This window comes from Pseudomonas syringae KCTC 12500 (assembly GCF_000507185.2).
Taxonomy (GTDB): Bacteria; Pseudomonadota; Gammaproteobacteria; order Pseudomonadales; family Pseudomonadaceae; genus Aquipseudomonas; species Aquipseudomonas syringae.
This window is the reverse complement of the sequence record NZ_AYTM02000002.1, coordinates 3,418,037-3,438,764: the sequence shown is the minus strand read 5'-3', so window position 1 is coordinate 3,438,764 and position 20,728 is coordinate 3,418,037. Positions and strand designations below refer to the sequence as shown.

19 protein-coding genes are annotated in these 20,728 nt (G+C 58.9%); 15 read left to right on the top strand and 4 right to left on the bottom strand.

All coding sequences use genetic code 11. The annotated features are described in order from the left end of the window. Positions 1-52 precede the first annotated feature (52 nt). Entirely contained in the window at positions 53-514 is a 462-nt protein-coding gene (locus V476_RS15660; protein ID WP_024960617.1) for a hypothetical protein, read from the bottom strand. Positions 515-639: 125 nt separating this feature from the next. On the opposite strand from V476_RS15660, the gene V476_RS15655 reads away from it, so the two are divergent. The 12 genes from V476_RS15655 to V476_RS15600 all read left to right on the top strand — a co-directional run bounded on the left by V476_RS15655 (position 640) and on the right by V476_RS15600 (position 12,445). Next, on the top strand, positions 640-1,269 hold the full coding sequence (locus V476_RS15655) for a DUF1780 domain-containing protein (RefSeq protein WP_003406555.1): 630 nt from the start codon (positions 640-642) through the stop codon (positions 1,267-1,269). After that, positions 1,266-1,799, top strand: coding sequence for an MOSC domain-containing protein (locus tag V476_RS15650; RefSeq protein WP_003317783.1), 534 nt, complete (start codon positions 1,266-1,268; stop codon positions 1,797-1,799). The genes V476_RS15655 and V476_RS15650 overlap by 4 nt, the downstream gene beginning before the upstream one ends. Before the next feature lie 216 nt (positions 1,800-2,015). Beyond that, on the top strand, positions 2,016-3,314 hold the full coding sequence (locus V476_RS15645) for an NAD(P)/FAD-dependent oxidoreductase (protein ID WP_003392712.1): 1,299 nt from the start codon (positions 2,016-2,018) through the stop codon (positions 3,312-3,314). Positions 3,315-3,721: 407 nt separating this feature from the next. Beyond that, the gene (locus V476_RS15640; RefSeq protein ID WP_004415087.1) at positions 3,722-4,939 is read left to right on the top strand and encodes a methyl-accepting chemotaxis protein; all 1,218 of its coding nucleotides are present in this window, start codon (positions 3,722-3,724) and stop codon (positions 4,937-4,939) included. 9 nt (positions 4,940-4,948) lie between these two features. Next, positions 4,949-5,317, top strand: coding sequence for a response regulator (locus V476_RS15635; RefSeq protein ID WP_002553206.1), 369 nt, complete (start codon positions 4,949-4,951; stop codon positions 5,315-5,317). 23 nt (positions 5,318-5,340) lie between these two features. Beyond that, positions 5,341-5,631 (top strand): STAS domain-containing protein, encoded by a 291-nt coding sequence (locus V476_RS15630; protein ID WP_003347075.1) that lies wholly within the window; start codon positions 5,341-5,343, stop codon positions 5,629-5,631. Positions 5,632-5,677: 46 nt separating this feature from the next. After that, positions 5,678-7,795, top strand: a complete 2,118-nt coding sequence (locus V476_RS15625) for a chemotaxis protein CheA (RefSeq protein WP_024960615.1) — start codon at positions 5,678-5,680, stop codon at positions 7,793-7,795. Between the two features lie 30 nt (positions 7,796-7,825). Beyond that, entirely contained in the window at positions 7,826-9,481 is a 1,656-nt protein-coding gene (locus V476_RS15620) for a methyl-accepting chemotaxis protein (RefSeq protein WP_024960614.1), read from the top strand. Positions 9,482-9,517: 36 nt separating this feature from the next. After that, positions 9,518-10,057 carry a chemotaxis protein CheW gene (locus V476_RS15615; RefSeq protein ID WP_024960613.1) on the top strand — a complete coding sequence of 180 codons (540 nt, stop codon included), beginning with the start codon at positions 9,518-9,520 and terminating at the stop codon, positions 10,055-10,057. A gap of 9 nt (positions 10,058-10,066) precedes the next feature. Next, on the top strand, positions 10,067-10,876 hold the full coding sequence (locus tag V476_RS15610) for a CheR family methyltransferase (protein WP_024960612.1): 810 nt from the start codon (positions 10,067-10,069) through the stop codon (positions 10,874-10,876). After that, complete coding sequence (cheD, locus tag V476_RS15605; protein ID WP_024683886.1) at positions 10,873-11,406, top strand: chemoreceptor glutamine deamidase CheD; 534 nt, start codon at positions 10,873-10,875, stop codon at positions 11,404-11,406. Before V476_RS15610 ends, cheD begins: the two co-directional genes overlap by 4 nt. After that, a complete protein-coding gene (locus tag V476_RS15600) occupies positions 11,369-12,445 on the top strand; it encodes a protein-glutamate methylesterase/protein-glutamine glutaminase (protein ID WP_003423093.1) in 1,077 nt (358 codons plus the stop codon). The genes cheD and V476_RS15600 overlap by 38 nt, the downstream gene beginning before the upstream one ends. Before the next feature lie 100 nt (positions 12,446-12,545). Here V476_RS15600 and ospF read toward each other — a convergent pair whose 3' ends face one another. The 3 genes from ospF to V476_RS15585 form a co-directional block, all read right to left on the bottom strand. Further along, the gene (gene ospF, locus V476_RS15595) at positions 12,546-13,349 is read right to left on the bottom strand and encodes a type III secretion system effector phosphothreonine lyase (protein WP_024960611.1); all 804 of its coding nucleotides are present in this window, start codon (positions 13,347-13,349) and stop codon (positions 12,546-12,548) included. Between the two features lie 165 nt (positions 13,350-13,514). After that, positions 13,515-14,792: a cellulase family glycosylhydrolase gene (locus V476_RS29175; RefSeq protein ID WP_328586703.1), complete on the bottom strand. Its 1,278-nt coding sequence runs from the start codon at positions 14,790-14,792 to the stop codon at positions 13,515-13,517. Positions 14,793-14,903: 111 nt separating this feature from the next. Beyond that, the gene (locus tag V476_RS15585; RefSeq protein ID WP_161780162.1) at positions 14,904-17,012 is read right to left on the bottom strand and encodes an NUDIX hydrolase; all 2,109 of its coding nucleotides are present in this window, start codon (positions 17,010-17,012) and stop codon (positions 14,904-14,906) included. Positions 17,013-17,717: 705 nt separating this feature from the next. Between V476_RS15585 and V476_RS15580 the strand changes: the two genes are divergently transcribed. The 3 genes from V476_RS15580 to V476_RS15570 all read left to right on the top strand — a co-directional run bounded on the left by V476_RS15580 (position 17,718) and on the right by V476_RS15570 (position 20,720). Further along, the gene (locus V476_RS15580; RefSeq protein WP_024960608.1) at positions 17,718-18,731 is read left to right on the top strand and encodes a LacI family DNA-binding transcriptional regulator; all 1,014 of its coding nucleotides are present in this window, start codon (positions 17,718-17,720) and stop codon (positions 18,729-18,731) included. A gap of 257 nt (positions 18,732-18,988) precedes the next feature. Further along, complete coding sequence (locus tag V476_RS15575) at positions 18,989-19,933, top strand: substrate-binding domain-containing protein (RefSeq protein ID WP_003347042.1); 945 nt, start codon at positions 18,989-18,991, stop codon at positions 19,931-19,933. A gap of 10 nt (positions 19,934-19,943) precedes the next feature. After that, a complete protein-coding gene (locus V476_RS15570; RefSeq protein WP_024960607.1) occupies positions 19,944-20,720 on the top strand; it encodes an ATP-binding cassette domain-containing protein in 777 nt (258 codons plus the stop codon). Positions 20,721-20,728 lie beyond the last annotated feature (8 nt).

Genomic DNA, 20,728 nt, shown 5'->3' with positions numbered 1-20,728 from the left:
GTGATGGCCCTTTCGCGAGCAAGCTCGCTCCCACGACGCTCATGTCCCGCGATCATTTATGCTCCAGCGCAGCCCTCAACGCATCAGCACTGCCAAACTGCTGCTGACTGACCAACTGCCCGTCGCGCAACTGTAACCACAGCACTTTATCGTCATCGCCTGCGTACTGCGGCACGATGCGTGCCTCTCGATCAAGCATCACGCGATAGCTGTAATCCCGCATTTTGGGGATGGCGAACATTTTGGCGATGATGGTTGGCATTTTCTGGATGTCAGCGACAAACACCGTATGGCGTGATTCCAGAAAGCCTTTTGGCTTGTCCTGAAGGGCGGCATTCACCAGCTTGGCGGCGTCCATGCTGCGTGCGACCAGCAGGGTTTGCGTCTGGTTGTTCAGGGTGTAGGGCTGGTCGTATTGATCGAGCAGTGTCCAGGAAGACAGACGCTCGCCGACTTGCAGAGCGTTAGCGGTGAGGGGCAGCAAGGCCAGTAGCAGGATGGGCAGGAGCTTCACAGGTCGGTCCTCGATAAAGGCAGCGCCTGCGACATTTATCGCAAGCGATCAAAAAATGAATTGCCAGTCTACACCCCTGCATTCACTCTTCCAGTCATGGCAACTTGAACGCTAAGCTTGGCCCTATGGATGACTCAGACTACCTGCGCCTGTTGACGATCCAGGCCGAACAAGCCAACGCCTTTCTTTCCAATGCGCGGAAGTGGGAGCGTGAGCGCTGGGTTTGTCAGCGCCTGTTGCAGGGGCTGAACATTACGCATCGCAATGAGGACTTCACGCCTGCCAGTCAGGAGCCGCCGGATGTGCTGTTTCGTGACGGGCGCTTCGAGGTGTTTTTCGTGCTGGATGAGGGGCGGCGTCTCAATGACGAGTGGCGCGAGGAGCTGGCGCGACGACGAAGCGCGTTCTCGTTGAGCCAGTTGGTACGTCGGGAGGCCAAGCCCAAGCGGATTCCGGCCTCTGAACTGCTGCACCGACTCGCCCCTACCCTGCGCAAGAAATCCACCAACTATCGCGAACGCGGCATTGATCTGGGCGGGCTGGATATCATTGCCTTCGCCAGCCTCAAGCGCGAGGTGCTGGACCTCAACAGTCACTTTCCACCACCGACCGAGTACCTGCGTCAGGGCTGGCGCTCGTTGTCGCTGGTGGGGCCGACCTTCGCTCGGGTATTGTTCGCGCATCCCGGCGCTCCGGATTTTCTGCGTACCAATCTGGGGCGCAGTGTCGTTTTCGATGTTGGAATCAGTTTATGAGCCCCTTGCAGGAACTGCTGGCCGATGTGCCGCAACAAGGTCGTGTGCGCTGGATAGGCGTGCGTCCACAATCGCGGGTCGAGATGATCGAACTGGATGCCGTGGAAGCGCGTCGTGAAGCAGGTCTGACCGGCGATCACTCGCGGCCCGGCCCGCGCAATGCGCGGCAGGTGACGTTGATCCAGTGGGAGCATCTGGCGGTGGTTGGCTCGTTGCTGAACCGCGCGGCGGATAACCCCATCGTGCCGCAGGATTTGCGGCGCAATCTGGTGATCAGTGGCATTAACCTGTTCAGCCTGAAGAATCGACGTTTCCGGATCGGTCAGGCGATTTTCGAGACCACCGGCTGGTGTCAGCCGTGTGCGCGACTTGAGCAGCGCCTTGGTCACGGGACCTTCCAGGCGGTGCGCGGGCATGGTGGAATCACCGCGCGAGTGTTACAAAGCGGAATCATCCGCCTGGACGATACGCTGCAGGTCGAGCCGCTGGAAATCACCGATCCCTGGCCCCCTGCCCGACAGCACGCCTGAGACAACGGATAAATTGAGCAGACACCTGAACCCGGGACCGCAAAGGTGTGTCGAAGAGTACCTTCAGGCACACCGGCATCCAGTCGAGCGCAGGCCGCTCCTGACCCGGGCAGTGTCGTGACGAACCCTTTATTGAGCCTTCTGACGCTATGAGCTGCATTGCGCTCGCGAAGATCGAGCTCCCCCCGAATTCCTTAAACCTTCCGAGTAATCCTTATGACGCATCGTATTGTTATCGTTGGCGGAGGCGCTGGCGGTCTGGAGCTGGCTACCAGTCTGGGCAAGACCCTGGGCAAGAAAGGCACGGCCAGTGTCACGCTGGTTGATGCCAACCTGACGCATATCTGGAAACCGCTGTTGCACGAAGTGGCCGCCGGTTCGCTCAACTCGTATGAGGACGAGCTGAACTACGTGGCTCAGGCCAAGTGGAACAACTTTCAGTTTCAACTCGGGCGCATGACCGGTCTGGATCGCGCCAGCCGCCAGATTCATCTGGCCGAGACGCTGGATGAAAACGGTGCAGAACTGGTTCCGGCACGCAGCCTGGGTTACGACTCGCTGGTCATCGCGGTGGGCAGCACCACCAACGACTTCGGCACCAAGGGCGCGGCAGAGCACTGCCTGTTTCTCGACAGCCGCAAACAGGCCGAGCGCTTTCACCAGCAACTGCTCAACCACTATCTGCGCGCCCACGCCGGTCAGGCCGACAGCGCGCAGGAAATCACCGTGGCCATCGTGGGTGCCGGTGCAACCGGTGTCGAGCTGGCGGCAGAGCTGCACAACGCGGCGCATGAGCTGGCGGCTTACGGGCTGGGTCAGATCAAGCCGGAAAACCTGCGCATCACGGTGATCGAAGCCGGGCCACGGGTGTTGCCCGCGCTGCCTGAGCGCATCGGCGCGCCGGTGCACAAGACGCTGGAAAAACTCGGTGTGACAGTGCTGACCAATGCGGCAGTCAGTGAGGTGACGGCTGATGGCTTGATCACCGCTACCGGGCAGGTCATTCCGGCCAGCCTGAAGGTCTGGGCGGCAGGTATTCGTGCCCCGGCCTTCCTGCATGAACTGGATGGTCTGGAAAGCAACCGGATCAATCAGTTGCAAGTGCTGCCGACGCTGCAAACCACACGTGACGAAAATATCTTCGCGTTCGGTGACTGCGCGGCCTGCCCGCAAAAAGGCACCGACCGCAACGTCCCGCCGCGCGCTCAGGCCGCCCACCAGCAGGCATCCTTGCTGGTCAAATCGCTGCGCTTGCGGATCGAAGGCAAGACGTTGCCTGAGTACACCTACAAGGACTACGGCTCGCTGATCTCGCTGTCGAGCTTCTCGGCCGTCGGCAATCTGATGGGTAACCTGATGGGCAGCGTGATGCTCGAAGGCTGGCTGGCGCGGATGTTCTACGTGTCGCTGTACCGCATGCACCAGATGGCGCTGTACGGCACCTTCCGTACCCTGATGCTGATGCTGGGCAGCAAGATCGGCAAAGGCACCGAGCCGCGGATGAAGCTGCACTAAGGCACGCAAGACTCATCGTCATACACCGGTCCCCACCGACTCTCATGCCAATGCCCTGCATTGGCATGCAGCCTGAGACGCTTCTGCGTCCCTTCTTGAATTCACCTGTGCAGCGCAGACCTTGCGACGCAGAGCGTCGTGAAACGCATGCCCACGCTAGAGCGTGAGGAACGACCCCCCCCTCTATCGTGCGGCGCTCTGCGTCCTCTCCCAAGTGAATTCGGCTGTTCTGCCAACGCGTTTGCTGCGCCGACTTGCGGTGCCCCGAATACCCGCTATTTTTAACAGGATCGGGTTGTGCGCCAAGCAATCGGACGGAAGGCTCCCGTACGGGGATCAAGTTTGTCTGCGGCGCGCAGATAACCATTGAGTCGTGTACAACGCTGCACTGTTCAGGGATCGAACCCATGATGTCGAATCAATCCAGTAGTACTCCTGCACAAAATCATCCGCGTTTCGTCTGGTTCTCACTCATTCCCGTCATACCCGCCATTGCCTGGATTCTCACGCAGTTCGGCACGGGTACGGCCAATCTGGTGGCGTGCGCTGTACTGCTGGCGATCGGTCTAGGCGCGTGTGCCTGGGCTGCACGTTCACAGCAGATCGAAGTGCGCCGCGCAGTGGCTCAGGCGCTGGATCATCACCAGGCGCATAGCGCACAAAGCAGCGCCATGGCGTCCAACGCCCAGTTCAATGAGATCCTCCTAGGTGCCATGCCGATCTGGGCCAAGCAGGTCGAAAGCTCGCGCCAGCAGACCGAAACCGCGATTGTCGAGCTGAGCACGCGTTTCATGGGTATTTCCGAGCGCCTGCAGGAAACCGTGCAGGCGTCGCAGCACGCTGCCGGTGAACTTGACGGTCAGAATGCCGATGGTGCGCTGAAAGTGTTGTCGCAGAGTGACAGCGAACTAAGCCGGGTAATCGACTCGCTCAAATCCACTCAGGCCAGCCGCGACCAGACGCTCTCCCAGGTGCGCAGCCTCACCGCCTATACCGGCGAATTGCGCACCATGGCCGCCGACGTTGCAGCGATTGCCGCACAGACCAACCTGCTGGCCCTCAACGCGGCCATCGAGGCAGCGCGTGCAGGTGAGGCGGGCCGTGGCTTTGCCGTGGTGGCCGATGCAGTGCGCAGCCTGTCGAGCAAATCCAGCGAAACCGGTCAGCAGATGTCCGCCAAGGTCGACATCATCAACAACGCCATCACCCAGTTGGTGCAGGCCGCATCGAGCGGTGCCGATCAGGACAGCCATTCGGTGGCCGCTTCCGAACAAAGCATTCAGAACGTACTGGAGCGCTTCCAGAGCATCACCGGTCGCCTGGCCGAGTCCGCCGACCTGCTCAAGCAGGAGAGCTACGGGATTCGCGACGAAATGACTGAGGTCCTGGTGAACCTGCAGTTTCAGGACCGGGTCAGCCAGATTCTCGCCCACGTACGCGACAACATCGACTCGTTGCACGCGCACCTTCTGCAGGCTAGCCAATCCCCCGACGAGGCGGTCGCCATCGACGCCCGGCAATGGCTGGCGCGCATGGAGTCCACCTACGCGACCGACGAGCAACGTCGCACTCACCGAGGTGAATCGGCAGCACAGCAGGATTCGCAGGAAATCACGTTTTTCTAGGAGTAAATCATGGCTAAGAGTGTATTGGTGGTCGACGATTCAAGCAGCGTCCGGCAAGTCGTCGGTATCGCGCTGAAGAGTGCCGGATACGACGTTATCGAAGCCTGTGACGGGAAGGATGCACTGGGCAAGCTCACCGGGCAGAAGGTGCACCTGATCATCAGCGACGTGAACATGCCGAACATGGACGGCATCACTTTCGTCAAGGAAGTGAAGAAGCTGGCCAGCTACAAGTTCACGCCCATCATCATGCTGACCACCGAATCCCAGGAATCGAAAAAGGCCGAAGGTCAGGCCGCAGGCGCCAAGGCGTGGGTCGTCAAACCGTTTCAGCCAGCACAAATGCTCGCAGCGGTTTCCAAGCTCATCCTGCCCTGAGACCCAGGCCCATGGAGGCCAGCATGCCCACGCCAGACGAAAACGCTACCGACACTGCACGCGTGCAGATAGACGGCGAGTTGACGATCTACACCGTGACTGAACTGGCCGCCAGGCTACTGCCACAGATCGGCGCTGCGGCACGCCTGGAGGTTGATCTTTCACAGGTCACCGAGATGGACGGCGCCGGCCTGCAACTGCTGGCAGTGATTCAGCGCGAAGCCGGCAAGACCGGGACTTCGCTGCATTTGACCGGGCAAAGCAAGGCGGTCAGCGAAACCTTCGAGTTATGTAATCCGGGTGTGGTGCTGTAGCGCGTCCATTTGCAGTACTGCCCAGTGATCGATCAAGGAAGTCATCGTGAGTATTAATCTCGATCAGGCACAGCAGACGTTTATCGTTGAAGCGCGTGAGCTTTTGCAGGCGATGGAGGAATCCCTCCTGCAACTCGAAAGCGAGCCCGGCGACCAGGACGCGATCGGCGCGGTTTTCCGCGCAGCGCACACCATCAAAGGCTCGGCCGGACTGTTCGGGCTGACGCCTATCGTCAGTTTTACTCACATCGTCGAAGACGTGCTGGATCGTCTGCGTGAAGGCAGCGTTTCGGTAAACGCCGAGCTGATCGCCGTGCTGCTCAAATCCGGCGATCACATGCTTGAGTTGATCGACGTGGTCGCCAGCCGTGGCCAGCAGATGCAGCAACCTGCACTGGAGCGCGAGGCAGCGCTGCGTCAGGCGTTGCAGGTCTTCCAGGCACCGGCCAGCGCCGGGGCCGGGGCCGCTGACAGCGCGAGCGCGTCGGTCGTCAGTGATGATGAACCGTCAGCCGAAGTGCTCTGGCATATCTCGCTACGTTTTGGCGTGGATGTGTTTCGCAACGGCATGGACCCCCTGTCGTTCCTGCGCTATCTCAATACCCTGGGGCAGATGGTCCAGGTCACGACGGTAACCGACAGTATTCCAGCAGTTGAGGCGTGGGACCCGGAATCCTGCCACTTGGGTTTCGAGATCGATTTCCGCTCTGCTGCCGGGCACGCCGCGATCAACGAAGTCTTCGATTTCGTGCGTGAAGACTGCGCCGTGGAAATCACCCCGGTGAACGAGACGCCAGACCCCGTCGAGCCCACCGGCACCGAACTGGTCTCGCAGCCCGAGCACAGCCCTATGGTGGCCAGCGGCGAACTGCTGGGCGATCAGCGCGCAGTGCCACGTACGCCGGCAACGGCAACGGCAACCGCTGTAGAACGCCCGTCTTCGGGCAGCGAGCAGAAAAACAAGGATGGCCGCTATGTGCGCGTCAACGCCGACAAGCTCGACGAGCTGATCAATCTGGTCGGCGAGCTGGTCATTGCCAGCGCCGGCGCCAGCCTGCTGGCCAAATCGTGCGACAACGACCCGCTGCAGGAAGCCAGTTCCACCGTATCGGGGCTGGTCGAGCAGATCCTGGATGGCGCGCTGCACCTGCGCATGATCCCCATCGGCGACACCTTCAATCGCTTCCGCCGTGTGGTGCGCGATGTCAGCCAGGAACTGGGCAAGGACATCGACCTGATCATCAATGGTGCGGAGACCGAACTGGACAAGACCGTCGTCGAAAAGATCGGCGACCCGCTCATGCACCTGCTGCGCAATTCCATGGACCACGGCATCGAGAGCGCCGAAGCACGTCGCGCGGCAGGCAAACCGGCAAAAGGTCATTTGAGCCTCAACGCGTACCACGACTCGGGCAGCATCGTCATTGAAATCGCCGACGACGGGGCCGGACTCAACCGCGAGCGCATCCTCGACAAGGCCCAGCAACGCGGACTGGTGGCGGCCGGCGCAAGCCTCACCGATCAGGAAATCTACAACCTGATTTTCGAACCCGGCTTTTCCACTGCCGAGGCCGTCACCAACCTTTCGGGGCGCGGTGTCGGCATGGACGTGGTCAAGCGCAACATCACCTTGCTGCGCGGCACGGTGGATCTGGACAGTCAGCCCGGTCAGGGCACCATCGTGCGCATCCGCCTGCCGCTGACGCTGGCGATCATCAACGGTTTTCTGGTCGGTATCGATCAGTCGACTTACGTGATCCCGCTGGACATGGTGCAGGAATGCATCGAGCTGGACGAACACAACCGGCAGTTGACCCGCGACAGCGGCTACCTGGACCTGCGTGGCGAAGTGCTGCCGCTGGTCTACCTGCGTGACCACTTCAATCATGAAGGCCCCGCCGCCAGGCGCCAGAACGTGGTGGTAGTGCGTTACGCCGAGCACAAGGCCGGGCTGGTGGTCGACGACCTGCTTGGCGAGTTCCAAACCGTTATCAAACCTCTGGGCAAGCTGTTCGGCGCGCTGCGCGGCATCAGCGGCTCGACGATCCTGGGCAGTGGCGCGGTGGCGTTGATTCTCGACATCCCCGCCCTGCTCAACCAGATCGTACACATGGAGGCCCGCTCGACACAGGCGCCTCAATCCCTGTTGCCCACTTCTCGCTGACGGATTCGCAATTCCCAAGGAGTTACTTCAATGAAATGGTTCTACGATCTGAAGATTTCCACCAAGCTGATTACCTCGTTTCTGGTGGTTCTGGCGTTGACCGCTGCCATGGGAGTCTTTGCCATCCTCCAGCTCGGCCAGGTCAACCAGGCCGCTCAGGACATCAAGGAAAACTGGATGCCGTCGATGCGTGCGGCCGCGGGCATGCGCTTCTTCGCCGCCAACTACAGGCTTAAGGAAAACCGTCATATCGCCGCAGACGCTGCCCCGGAAAAAGCTCAGATGGAGCTTGAGGCTGCAGAAGCGCGCAAGCAGTTTGAAGCGCGACTGGCCATTTACGACAAGTTGATTTCCAGTGATGACGATCGTCAGTTGTTCAATAGTGTGAGCGCGTCATGGGCCGCCTACTTGAAGGTCAGCAACGACCTGTTCGATCAGTCACGCCAAAACCTGGAGGCTCAGGCGCGGGCGTTGCTCAAGGGCGAATCCAAGACGCATTTCGATGAAGTGACCACTCAATTGCAAAAAATGGTCGAGCTGAATGAAGCTGGCGCGACTATCGCTGGCAACAAAGGCACCAGCCTGTACGAAACCTCCCGTATCTCGATCATCGTGGTACTGGTTGTAGCTTTGTTGATTGGCCTGGGTCTGGCGCTGTTCATCGCCCGGATCATTTCCCGCCCGCTGAAAGAGGCCGCAACGGCCGCCGAGCAATTGGCAGAAGGCAATCTCAACGCCCACATCGGCCACGGCTCCAAGGACGAGACCGGCATGGTGCTCAACGCCATGCGCAACATGGTCGGCAAGCTGTCGCACATCATCGGCGAAGTGCGTAACGCCGCCGACAACCTGGCCAGCGCCTCGGAAGAAGTCAGTGCCACCGCGCAGTCGATGAGCCAGGCCACCAGCGAGCAGGCCGCCAGTGTCGAAGAGACCAGCGCATCGGTCGAGCAGATGAGCGCCAGCATCAACCAGAACACCGAGAACGCCAAAGTCACCGATGGCATGGCCAGCAAGGCCGCCAAAGAAGCCACCGATGGCGGCGAATCGGTGCAGCAGACCGTCGTGGCGATGAAGAAAATCGCCCAGCGCATCAGCATCATCGATGACATCGCTTACCAGACCAACCTGCTCGCCCTCAATGCCGCCATCGAAGCCGCCCGTGCCGGCGAACATGGTAAGGGTTTCGCAGTAGTGGCCGCCGAGGTGCGCAAGCTGGCCGAACGCAGCCAGGTGGCCGCGCAGGAAATCGGCGAGCTGTCGTCGAGCAGCGTGGACATGGCCGAGAAGGCCGGCAAGTTGCTGGACGAGATGGTGCCTTCGATCAACAAGACCTCCGACCTTGTGCAGGAAATCAGTGCCGCGTCGGAAGAGCAGGCAGCCGGTGTGGCGCAGATCAACACTGCCATGACCCAGCTCAACCAGGTCACCCAGCAAAACGCATCGAGCAGCGAAGAACTGGCGGCTACTGCGGAAGAAATGAGCAGCCAGGCCGAACAACTGCAACAGGCCATGAGTTTCTTCACCCTCGACGCATCGCCAAGGGCCGTCGCACAGAGCGCTACTTTCGACAACCGCAACAGCCCGAACCGTCAGCCTCCGCGGCCACCGCAACAGGCTCCGCGCAAGGCATTTGCGCAAAGCATGGCGGGCGCACCGGACGAATCGGAATTTACCCGTTTCTGATTGCCGGCTTCGATAGAGACTCCAGGGGAGAACGACATGGGCTCATTGGTCACGACTCGGCAGGCCGCAGCGACGGTCGAAGAAGAGGCGCAGTACCTGACTTTCATGCTCGGTGGCGAGATGTTCGCCATCGGCATTCTGGGCATCAAGGAAATCATCGAGTACGGCAGCCTGACAGTGGTGCCGATGATGCCCGCCTTCGTGCGCGGGGTGATCAACCTGCGCGGTGCGGTGGTGCCGGTGGTTGATCTGTCGGCGCGTTTCGGGCGGCAGAACTCGGCCATCACCCGGCGCTCGTGCGTGATCATCATCGAGGCCAACAGCGAGGACGGCCAGCCGCAGGACGTCGGCCTGCTGGTCGACAATGTCTCGGCGGTGCTGGAGATTCCGGCGTCGCAGATCGAGCCGCCGCCGAACTTCGGTGCGCGAATTCGCGCCGACTTCATCAGCGGCATGGCCAAGGTCGACGGCAAGTTCGTGATCGTTCTTGAGGTCGACCGCGTGTTGTCCATCGATGAAATGTCCAGCCTCGCCGAGGCAAGCCAGTCGCTGCCGACCGACGTCGACGCGACGTGAGGTCTGCACATGCCTGATACAGCGTCGCTCACCGATCGCGAATTCGGCCAGTTCCAGAACTGGCTGTACAACGCCGCGGGCATCAAACTGACGCTGGCCAAGAAAGCGCTGGTCGCCGGCCGCCTGTTCAAGCGTCTCAAGCATTACGAGCTGGACAGCTATGGCGAGTATTTCAAGCTGATCATGAACGATCAGCGCAACGGCGAGCTGCAAGTGGCGCTGGACCTGCTGACCACCAACGAAACGTACTTCTTCCGCGAACCCAAGCACTTCGATTTTCTGCGTCAGCAGGTGCTGCCTAAGGTGACACACGGCAAAATGTTCCGTATCTGGAGCGCCGCCAGTTCGTCTGGCGAAGAGCCCTACAGCCTGGCGATGACACTGGCCGAACAACTGGGCACCACGCCTTGGGAAGTGGTCGGTTCGGACATCAGCACGCGCGTGCTGAGCAAGGCGCGCAGCGGTCACTACCCTCTGGAGCGCACCGAAACGTTGCCGCAACCTTTGCTGTTCAAATACTGTCTGAAAGGCATAGGTCGCCAGGAAGGGACCTTTCTGATCGACAAGTCGTTGCGCAGCCGGGTCAGTTTCGTGCAGGTCAATCTCAATGACACCCTGCCCGAGCTGGGCGAGTTCGACGTCATTTTCCTGCGCAACGTGATGATCTATTTCGATCAGGAAACCAAAAGCAAAGTGGTCGCGCGGTTGATCCCGCGTCTCAAGCCAGGAGGCTATTTCATCATCAGCCACTCAGAAAGCCTGAACGGTATAAATGACATGTTGAAAATGGTCTCCCCTTCGATTTACCGCAAACCATGAACACGCCTGTGGGTGTCGCCGAAATAGTGCTCGGGCCTGGCGAAGTGGTCTTTCAGACCCGGCCGACTCGCCTGCGCACGTTGCTGGGTTCATGCGTGGCGATTACCTTCTGGCATCCGTGGCGGCGTATTGGCGGCATGTGCCACTTCATGCTGCCCGGGCGCATACGCCGGCATCAGCCACTGGACGGCAGGTACGCTGACGAGGCGATGGAAATACTCATTCGCCATGCGCTGGCCAATGGCACCCTGCCCGAGGAATATCAGGTCAAGCTGTTCGGTGGCGGCGAAATGTTTCCTGCTCATCGCCATGACCTGCACATGCAGAACGTCGCTGACAGCAACGTTCACGCGGCACTTGCGCTGGCCGAACAGAACCGCCTGAAACTGATGGCTCAGGACCTGGGCAGCACCGGCCATCGCAGCATCATCTTCGACCTGTGGGACGGAAACGTATGGGTCAGGCACCAACCAATGGAAGCAATGGAAAAAGATGCCAAACAAAAAAATCAGCGTACTGCTGGTCGATGATTCGGCTGTAGTTCGTCAGGTACTGGTGGCCATTCTCAACGATACCCCCGACATTCATGTCATGGGTGCGGCGTCAGACCCGATATTCGCCATGAGCAAGCTCGCTCAGGAGTGGCCGGACGTCATTGTGCTGGACGTGGAAATGCCGCGCATGGACGGCATCACCTTTCTCAAGAAGATCATGAGCGAGCGGCCGACACCGGTGGTGATCTGCTCGTCGCTGACCCAGAAAGGCGCGGAAACCTCATTGCAGGCGCTGTCTGCCGGGGCGGTGGAAATCATCACCAAGCCCACCACCGGCCTGAAGAACTTCCTCATCGATTCGGCTGCCGAGCTGGTTGCAGCAGTACGCGCAGCAGCCAACTCCAACGTCAGAAACCTCGGCAAGCGCACCGCCGCCCCGGTGCTGACCCCGGCCAGCAAACTGACCGCCGATGCCATTCTGCCAGCTGCCAGCGGCCATGCCATGGCGCAGACCACTGAACGCATCGTCGCCATCGGCACCTCGACAGGCGGTACACAGGCACTCGAAGCGGTGCTTACGGCCCTGCCTCGCGTGTGCCCGGGCATGGTCATCGTCCAGCACATGCCGGAGAAATTCACCGCATCGTTCGCCGAACGCCTGAACAGCCTGAGTCAGATCGAGGTGCGCGAGGCCAGAAACAACGACCGCATCCTGCCCGGCCTCGCGCTGATCGCCCCCGGCGGTAAACACATGATGGTCACGCGCAGCGGCGCCTACTACCACGTCCAGGTCATCGACGGCCCGCTGGTCAACCGCCATCGTCCTTCGGTGGACGTGCTGTTCCGTTCGGTGGCCAAATTCGCCGGCAAGAACGCCACCGGCATCATCATGACCGGCATGGGCGACGACGGCGCACGCGGGCTCAAGGAAATGCTCGACGCCGGCAGCGCGACAGTGGCTCAGGACGAAGCCAGCTGCGTGGTGTTCGGCATGCCCAAGGAAGCGATCAAACTGAACGCGGCGCAGCGGATCATTCCGCTGCAGGAGATTCATCAGGCGATCCTGCACCGGTGAACCCGAAGCTGTCGCCGTGCAGCCAGCGTTTCTTTCGACACTCACGTTTCACGACAGAAACCCCGGGCGCACGGCAAAGGCAGTGCTCAGAAAAACAGCCTTACCGGGCCCACGGCGGCGGCAGCAAGGCCTGATGGTCAGCGCTGGACCTGGATGACCCTGAAGCCCCGTCAGAGAATGAGACCAACTGGAAAAAAGGCTCGGCCTCCAGGTTCCTGTGCTGATTGGAAGTCCCTGATCTGTTGCTTTTATGCTCATTGCGATAAGACGCATAGCTCCAGTGCCCCGGGGAGACATCGGAGTCCGGGCGATGGCTGCTCTGCCTTACACCGGCGGCGCTCAGCTCCTGTTCGATACTGCTGATCATCCCCCTCATTTTGCCCATGTACTCTGGGCTGTAGGTGTTGTCTTCACGGTCGGGCTTGGCGTAGATCGTGAACTGAGCGCCCAGCGCCACGCGCTGCTTTGCCGCCGGCATCTCTGCTTGCAGGCATTTCATGTCAGTCACTTTCCACGAGTCAACCGGGCTGTCGCTCGCCTGCAGTATTTTGCCTATCGCATTGAATGCATCCGGTACATCCTCAGGTGCAACGCTGAGGTGGATCTTGTCTCCGGCAAACTCCCCCTTGCAGTTCGGCTCCAGGCGATCCATATGGATGAAGACCTCAGACCCCGTCATCTTGAAATGATTGGCGGCAGTCCAGCCACCGTGATTTTCACCCAGCGCGCTTTGCGCGACGTCATAAGTGGGGGCACGGTGATTAACGGCAAAACGTGTCTGTGTGTTGGCACGCACTTCGCTCTGATTCAAACGGCGCAATTCCGCACCTGCATCCTTCTTCAAAGTCGGCTGGGCAATGGCCGTATTGAGTTTTAAATTGAAGGCGGGTCTGTTGATAGGCATAGCTTTTATACCTGCTACTTATCGGTCATGAAAAAAGGGGGTTGCGCAGACAGCGCAGCATCTGTGCAACCTCTCCAACTCGCCGCTCTGCACTGGTCGTTGACGACCTCACAGATAGCTGCCCGCTGAGTGGTCAACAGACAAATCAGGTTCCATGAAACAGGATCAGGAAAACTGATCGCCTTTCGAGAAACCGACATTGTGTTTGATCTTGCCGTTCTCGAACTGGTCCATCCATGGCAGCACATCGGCGCCGGCCGCTTTCAGGGCGCCCATGTTGTCTTTCACGGCCTGGTTGGCGCCGTCGCGCTGTTCGAAGTTACCGCCTCCGGTCCAGTTGGCGTTACCGACTTCACCGATTTGCGGCTTGAAGCCCGCGCTCGTAAGCGCCTTGATCTCCGATGACAAACGTGAGGAGGCATCGGCACCGCTGGCGTACTCATGGATGCTGCCGATCAGGCCAGGGTTGTTGCTGCCGTTGGCGGCTTTCAACTGATCAGCGTATTTGACCAGTCCGCTTTCCCCGCCGGCTGTCAGACCACCACCCCAATTGCTGTCCTCCAGAACGATGTCGCCTTTGTAACCTGCGTCGCGGGCTGACTTGATCAACGTGCTCTGCATATCGGCCCAACCTTGAGTGGCACTCTTGCCGCCCTCATTGAACGTATCGAGTACAAAACTCGGATGGTTTCCAAGGGCAGACACCACGTTTTTGACATCGTCGGCGGCTTGTTTGAGCTTGTCGCCGGACAAGACATTGCCACCACCGCCATTGGCGTTGTCACGAAACGTAAACTGAATCTTGACCCCTTGTTTGTCGCCGACATCGACCATCGCCTTGAGTTTGGCCATTTGCGCCGGGTCATTGATCTGGTCATGGGTCATCTGGATGCGAAGTGTTTCCCCTCCGGCATTTTTCACGTCTTCGACCATTTTTTGCGCTGCCTCAGGAGACGCAATCCGGTCAGGAACCGTATTCGCGCCGCCATGAGAACCCAAGCCAGTGTTATTGAACGGTTGGGCTTGATTTGACGGCTCAGACAGTCCTGAGTCTGGCGTCGAACTGGCAGCACCGCCGGGAGAAGCAGAAGCCCGACCTGGCCCGGACGAAGCAGGGGACGGGTTCTCGGAAGGGTTATTTGCAGAAGAGTTACTTGCGGAAGAATCACCGAGCAAGCGTTTCAGCAGCGCCTGAATCAGCGTCGTCAACGCCTCGATCAAGTCACTTTGATCGCCCCCTCCTGCTCGTCCATTCCCGGTGGTGGCGGTTGTCGGCGCGCCATTCCCCCAACTCACCGTGTTCGGCGAGCGCTGGGTACTTTCCGGAGGAAGAAAGTGCACGGCATTGCTCGACGATTTACCTGAATAGTCCGGACTCGGAGCCTGGTCGCCCGGTGAGACAGGCGACCACCCCGGGCTGTTGTTGCTTACAGAGGTATTCATGCTCATTTCATTACTCCTTTTTTGTGGAGGTAACGCGTTTGGGTGAACGGGGTTTTGTGCAGGGTTTCAGAAATCCTCTTTATCGTCTTTACGCGTTCAAGCAGATGAAATTCATTTGAAAGGGCCCTTTAGATAAGCCTGTTCTGCGTCTCGCAAGATGGCAATATCCACGGCGTTGGGTAGCAGTCTTTTGGCCTCGGTAATGTTTGCCAGCTTGACGCTTTGAGATTCAAAGCCCATGTCGGACGGTGTGCCATCTATGCGTTTGGCAAGGTAATAACGAGTACGGGATGTTGTTCGGTCGTAGTCACCGATAAAGCCGTGGAATTCCACCAGAAGCCCCGTCTCTTCGTAGACTTCCTTGAGTGCATTGGTCCTCAAGTTCAGACCGGCATCCTGCTTTCCCTTGGGAAAAGCGTGCGTTGCGCCGAACGGGTGATTGGTCGGCTCGGTGATCCATACCCTGCCGTCGGGCTCAAAAATGATCGCTCCACTGGCGGGAGCAAGGTGCTGAGAACGCTTAAATTCCGGCTCTGTGAAGTTGACCGCCCGGGTTGTAAATCGGCGCCAGCCATCCATCGTGGATGGGGGTGTAAATGATCTGAACGGCAGGTTGTTCATGCTGCCACGGACAGCGCTGTGAGGTACAAAAACGGCTGTTGCGTATCGATCACGCCACGTATCCACCGCGCTGGGTGACGTGGGTTTTTTAACAGTGACAACATCGCCGCGCTCGTTCTTTTGGCGATGAATATAAGGAAGCGTTTGCTTCATATCGACCAGCCACTTCTTCCGACTGATCAGTCTCTTGCCGAGCTCAACGCGTTCGCTGTGATTGCCAGGGCCGTGTTCTGCGCACAGTGCTGCAATACGCGCGTCCGGTATTTTTTCTATCGCTGCAATACCCTCGCGGATGTCATTACGCTCGATTTTCCGGAAGGCACGACTGGACGAATTATCTTCACGAGACAGCATCGTGACCAGCTCCATGGGCGTGGTACCGAACTGATTACCCTTGTGCTCCCCTTGGGCGCGGAAGACCAGCGCACCGCCAAGGTCGATGCGCACAGGTTTGTTACGGTGATTGAAGATGACATTGTCACCCGTCAGACCGATGACATCCCAGTTCGCCAGCCAGGCATCCACTGCGAAGCCGCACTTCAACTGGCTATTTTTTGCCAGCGTATCGAGGTCTTTGGGGTTCCCTACTATCAGTTTTGAAATCAGTGCGGGCTTGCCTTTGCGGGACGCCAGTTCTATGTCAGGAACATCGATTCCTGCGGCACGGTACAGCCTGGAGGCAAGCACCTCGTTTCGAAGCCTATTGGCAGACGGGTTGGTTTTTACATACCACTTAACGCCATTGGGCGCTTGAAACAATCCACCTGGATTAGAGCCCTTGGCGCCAGAGAGTTGTTTCCATTTGTCAGTCTCGACGAGGGCGAATTCACCTCCCCTCTTGGACCGCCCTAAAACAGTCATGTCGACGACAATGAACTCACCGCTCCGGCGAGCCTGCGTAATTTCGTACCGGTTGGTGATATCCAGAATGACTTCATGTTCACTCTTGCTGGCCACCGATAACGGCAACCGGCTCTCACTGAGTGTCACACCCTTTGCACCACTGTGGTTGAGCGCGGGAACGGCAGGCATCGCTTTCAGTACAAAAAGAACCGGTGTTTCTTTTTTCCTGTTCGCGTTCACCAGCGCAAAGCCTTGCGAAACAGCTGACACTGTCGAGGCGCTGGCCACCCCGGTCGCGGTGTAAACGCCTTTAACCACGCGCAGGCCGTGAATAAGACCATGGGCTATTTCGCGACTGCGGTAACCCTTGGAGGTATTCAGTAAAAGCGACGCCGCCTCATCATCCAGAGATATCCCCCGATAAAGCACTTTAGGATGATCCGACTTGGCCAACTCAATGGAATAGCGCGGTATGGAGGCCCTCAGGTCCGCAAATTCCTCCTCGGTTGTTTCAGAGGCCGTGTACTTCTGCAGCAGTCGCATGAACTCTTTGCCGTCTATCGAATCCAGTACGCTGTCCTGCCGACCCGCCAAACGACACTCTTCGGCAGTATTGAATTCCTCCACTGGAACTCCCTTGCCTCGCCCTCGCGAAACAAAGTTGGGCACTTTATTACTGGCAGGCCCCAGTGCCGAGGTACTTTGAGCGTTTGAAAACCCAAGGTGACTAAAATTGTGTTTTACGGGATTTATCATTAAGCCCTCCTGAACGTTCGTCTTGCGGCACGCGATGAACATTCGTCCCTGGAGTTACAGGCATCAGGACTGTTATCAGACTCCAACGCCATCAGCCGATACTCACAAGGCAAATAGCCACTTTTCGGGTTGATCCAATCATGGATAAAGCCTGCTGATAATGAAGAGATCCGAGAAAGCAGCCAGTTGCTATCACCGAGAGAATATTGAAAATAAGCAGCGCTTATAATTGGCTGAATGGCATTCATCGCAAACACTCATCGCCCGCATTTACTGGAAAATTGAGTAACTGAGTGTCGCAGTGTGCTATGCGGTTCCATTAAGCACACCAGAGGGGCTTCTTTAATGGAGAAGTATCACTGTAAGTGATCACATTCGTGGCGAATGTCTTGAAGCCAATGCAAGGAATGCCTGGACTACTTGCGTGACCGTAGTATGTGAAGTGGTCAGACATAAGTCATACGACAACATATAAATAATGAGCCATAGTTAGTTACGTACCAACAGCTCAAAACGACACAAATTTGCTCCAGCAGAGCGTGTGGCAAACGTGCAAAAAGTCAACGGTAGCTGGCGGACCAACGCCCCACATGGATTTTTTCGACGCCACCCGCAGAGAAAATCGTCGGGCTGTTCGGGCACGCATGAGAAGATAACGGCACTTCACTTCAATGCTTCGTTTTTCAGGCATCAAAGCCGACCGCCATGACCAGACCCGTAACGCTCAAGGATGTTGCCAACCATGCAGGTCTTTCCAAGGCTGCGGTGTCGCGCTATCTGAACCGAAGCATCAGCCTGCCGCCGGAGACCGCGAAGCGTATCGATACGGCGATCAAGGCACTGGACTACCGGGGCAACAGTCTGGCCCGGCGCCTGAGCAAAGGCGGCAGTGAGACCATTGGTCTGGTGCTGCCGGACATCGCCAACCCGTTTTTTGCCGAGCTGGCAGACGCGGCCGAGGAAGAGGCGTCCGCACATGGTTACAACCTGGTGCTGTGTGTCACCCGCAACCTGCTTGAACGCGAAAGCACGTTTGTGCGTTGGCTGGATTCACGTAACGTCGATGGCTTGCTACTGGTCAGCAACCGCCCGGATGACGGCACGCTGGCCAGCCAGCTGATGAGCTACCGCAATATCATTCTGCTCGACGAAGACGTTCCCGGCACGTCGCAGCCCAAAGTGTTCGCCGACAACCATCAGGGCGGTCGCCTGGCGACGGACTATCTGCTCCGCCATGGACATCGACGCATCGCTCATGTGTCCGGTCCTTCGGCCTTGATGAGTGCCCGCGAGCGCTATGCCGGCTACCGGGAAGCGCTGGCGCTGGCGGGCATCGCAGAGGTGCCGGAATACCAGTGCTTCGGGGATTACAGCCGTGAGTTCGGGCGTATCGCAACCGCCCAGCTACTCGCCCTGCCCCACCCTCCGGAGGCGATTTTCGCCGCCAGTGACTTCATCGCCCTGGGCGTGCTCGATGTCCTGCGTGAGCGCAATATCAGCGTGCCCGGTGCCATGTCGCTGGTGGGTTTCGACGACGCCGTCTACGCCAGCCTGCTGACCCCGCCGCTGTGTACCATCCGCCAATCCTCCAGAGAGCTTGGCCGTCTCGGTGTGGCGCAACTGCTGCAGCGAATGACGGGCGGCGACTGTGCGCAGGACGTCGTGCGCGTACCCGTAGAGCTGGTCTGCCGGGGCACGGTAGCAACGCGCAGTGACTGATTGCGGGGCAACCAGTAACACCCGGCATTAAATCAGTGCACTGCCGTTTGCCTCCTGAAAAACCGATGATTGCGGAAAAGTGTGGCGCATCAAGGATGTACGGTCACTGGCAGGCATTGCGAAAAAATGGCACACAATCTGCTTTCTCCAGTTTTCAAACCTGAAGACAAAGCTCATTTGTCTTTTTTTTGAGACGACTGGTAAACCGGTTTACCGATCTGATTTGCCGCACCGGCAATCAGACTAGGAGGATGGCAATGCTGCGTTTGAGCAAGCGTTTCACCCTGACCCTCGGCGTTGTTTTGGCCTTGGCGTTGTCACCCATCATTCAGGCCCAGACCGGCAAACGTCTGGCTCTGGTACAGGTCAACCAACAGGCGCTGTATTTCACCCAGATTACCCAAGGCGCACAGGCTGCGGCGAAAGCTGCCGGAGCAGAGCTGGTGGTGTTCAACGCCAATGACAACCCGTCAGCCCAGAACGACGCCATCGAGGCCTATATTCAGGACAAGGTCGACGCCATTCTGGTCTGCGCCATCGACGTCAACGGTATCAAGCCGGCGGTCACCGCAGCCGCGCAGGCGGGAATCCCGGTGGTGGCAATCGATGCTGTGATCAATGGCGACAATGCCGTGCAGGTCGGCGTGGATAACCGTGAGGCAGCCCGGCAGATCGGCCAGTACACCGGCGAATACATCAACCGCGAACTGGCGGGCAAGGCCAGCATCGGCGTGGTCGGAGCCCTCGGCTCCTATGTGCAGAATCTGCGTCTGGACGGCTTCCGCGAGGGTCTGGCAAAGACCGCCAGCCAGGCGAAGATCGTCAATACCGTCGACGGTAACAATGTGCAGGACACCGCCCAGGCGGCGGCGGAAAACCTGCTGACCGCCAACCCTGATCTGCAGATCATTTATGCCACTGGTGAACCCGCCCTGATTGGCTCGGTTGCCGCGAGCGTGTCGCAAGGTGCCGGCGAGCGGGTCAGGATTTTCGGGTGGGACCTGTCCTCTCAGGCAGTGCAGGGTCTGGATGACGGCTCTGTCGCGGTGGTGGTGCAACAGAACACGCAGGCCATGGGCAAGACGGCGGTGGAGTCGGCACTGGCGCTGTTGTCCGGAAAGACCGTGGCTCGCGAACAGAGTATTCCCGTCACGCTGGTGACCAAAGCCAACCTGGCAGCCTATCGCGCCGAATTCAAATAAGGGGCTCAGCATGCAGACGCCTGGCGAAGTGCCTCGGGTACAGATGAGTGCCATCACTAAACACTACGGCTCGATAGCCTCGTTACGCGGTGTCGATCTGCTGTTGCAGCCCGGTGAAGTGCTGGGGCTGGTGGGCGACAACGGCGCAGGCAAATCCACGCTGACCAAGATCCTGTCAGGTGCGGAGTTACCGACCAGCGGACGAATCGCCATCGATGGCGAGGAAGTCAGTTTCAACGGCCCGGCAGATGCGCAGCGCTGCCATATCCAGATGGTGTATCAGGACCTGTCGCTGTGTGACACCGTCGATGTGGCCGGAAACCTCTTCATGGGCCGCGAACCGATGCGCCGCGTGCTCGGCGTGCCGTTGCTCGATGAGACGCGCATGCACCGCGAAGCACGGCAGATTCTTGAAGCATTGGGCATCACCATTCCAGATACCCGCGCGCAGGTACGACACCTTTCCGGCGGCCAGCGCCAGGCCGTTGCGATTGCCCGCGCGGCCGCCTTCGGCCCTAAGGTTCTGATCATGGACGAGCCCACCGCGGCCCTCGCGGTAGCCGAAGTCGAAGCGGTGCTGGAGTTGATTCGTACCATCAGCCGCCAGGGCGTCAGCGTGATTCTGATCACCCACAGGTTGCAGGACCTGTTTCTGGTCTGCGACCGCCTCATGGTGATGTATGACGGCGCCAATCTGGCCGAGCGAAGGATCGCCGACACCGACCTTAACGAGGTCGTCGAACTCATCGTCGGGCATAAATTCACTGCCCGCTCCGCTAGCGCCTGAAAGGATAT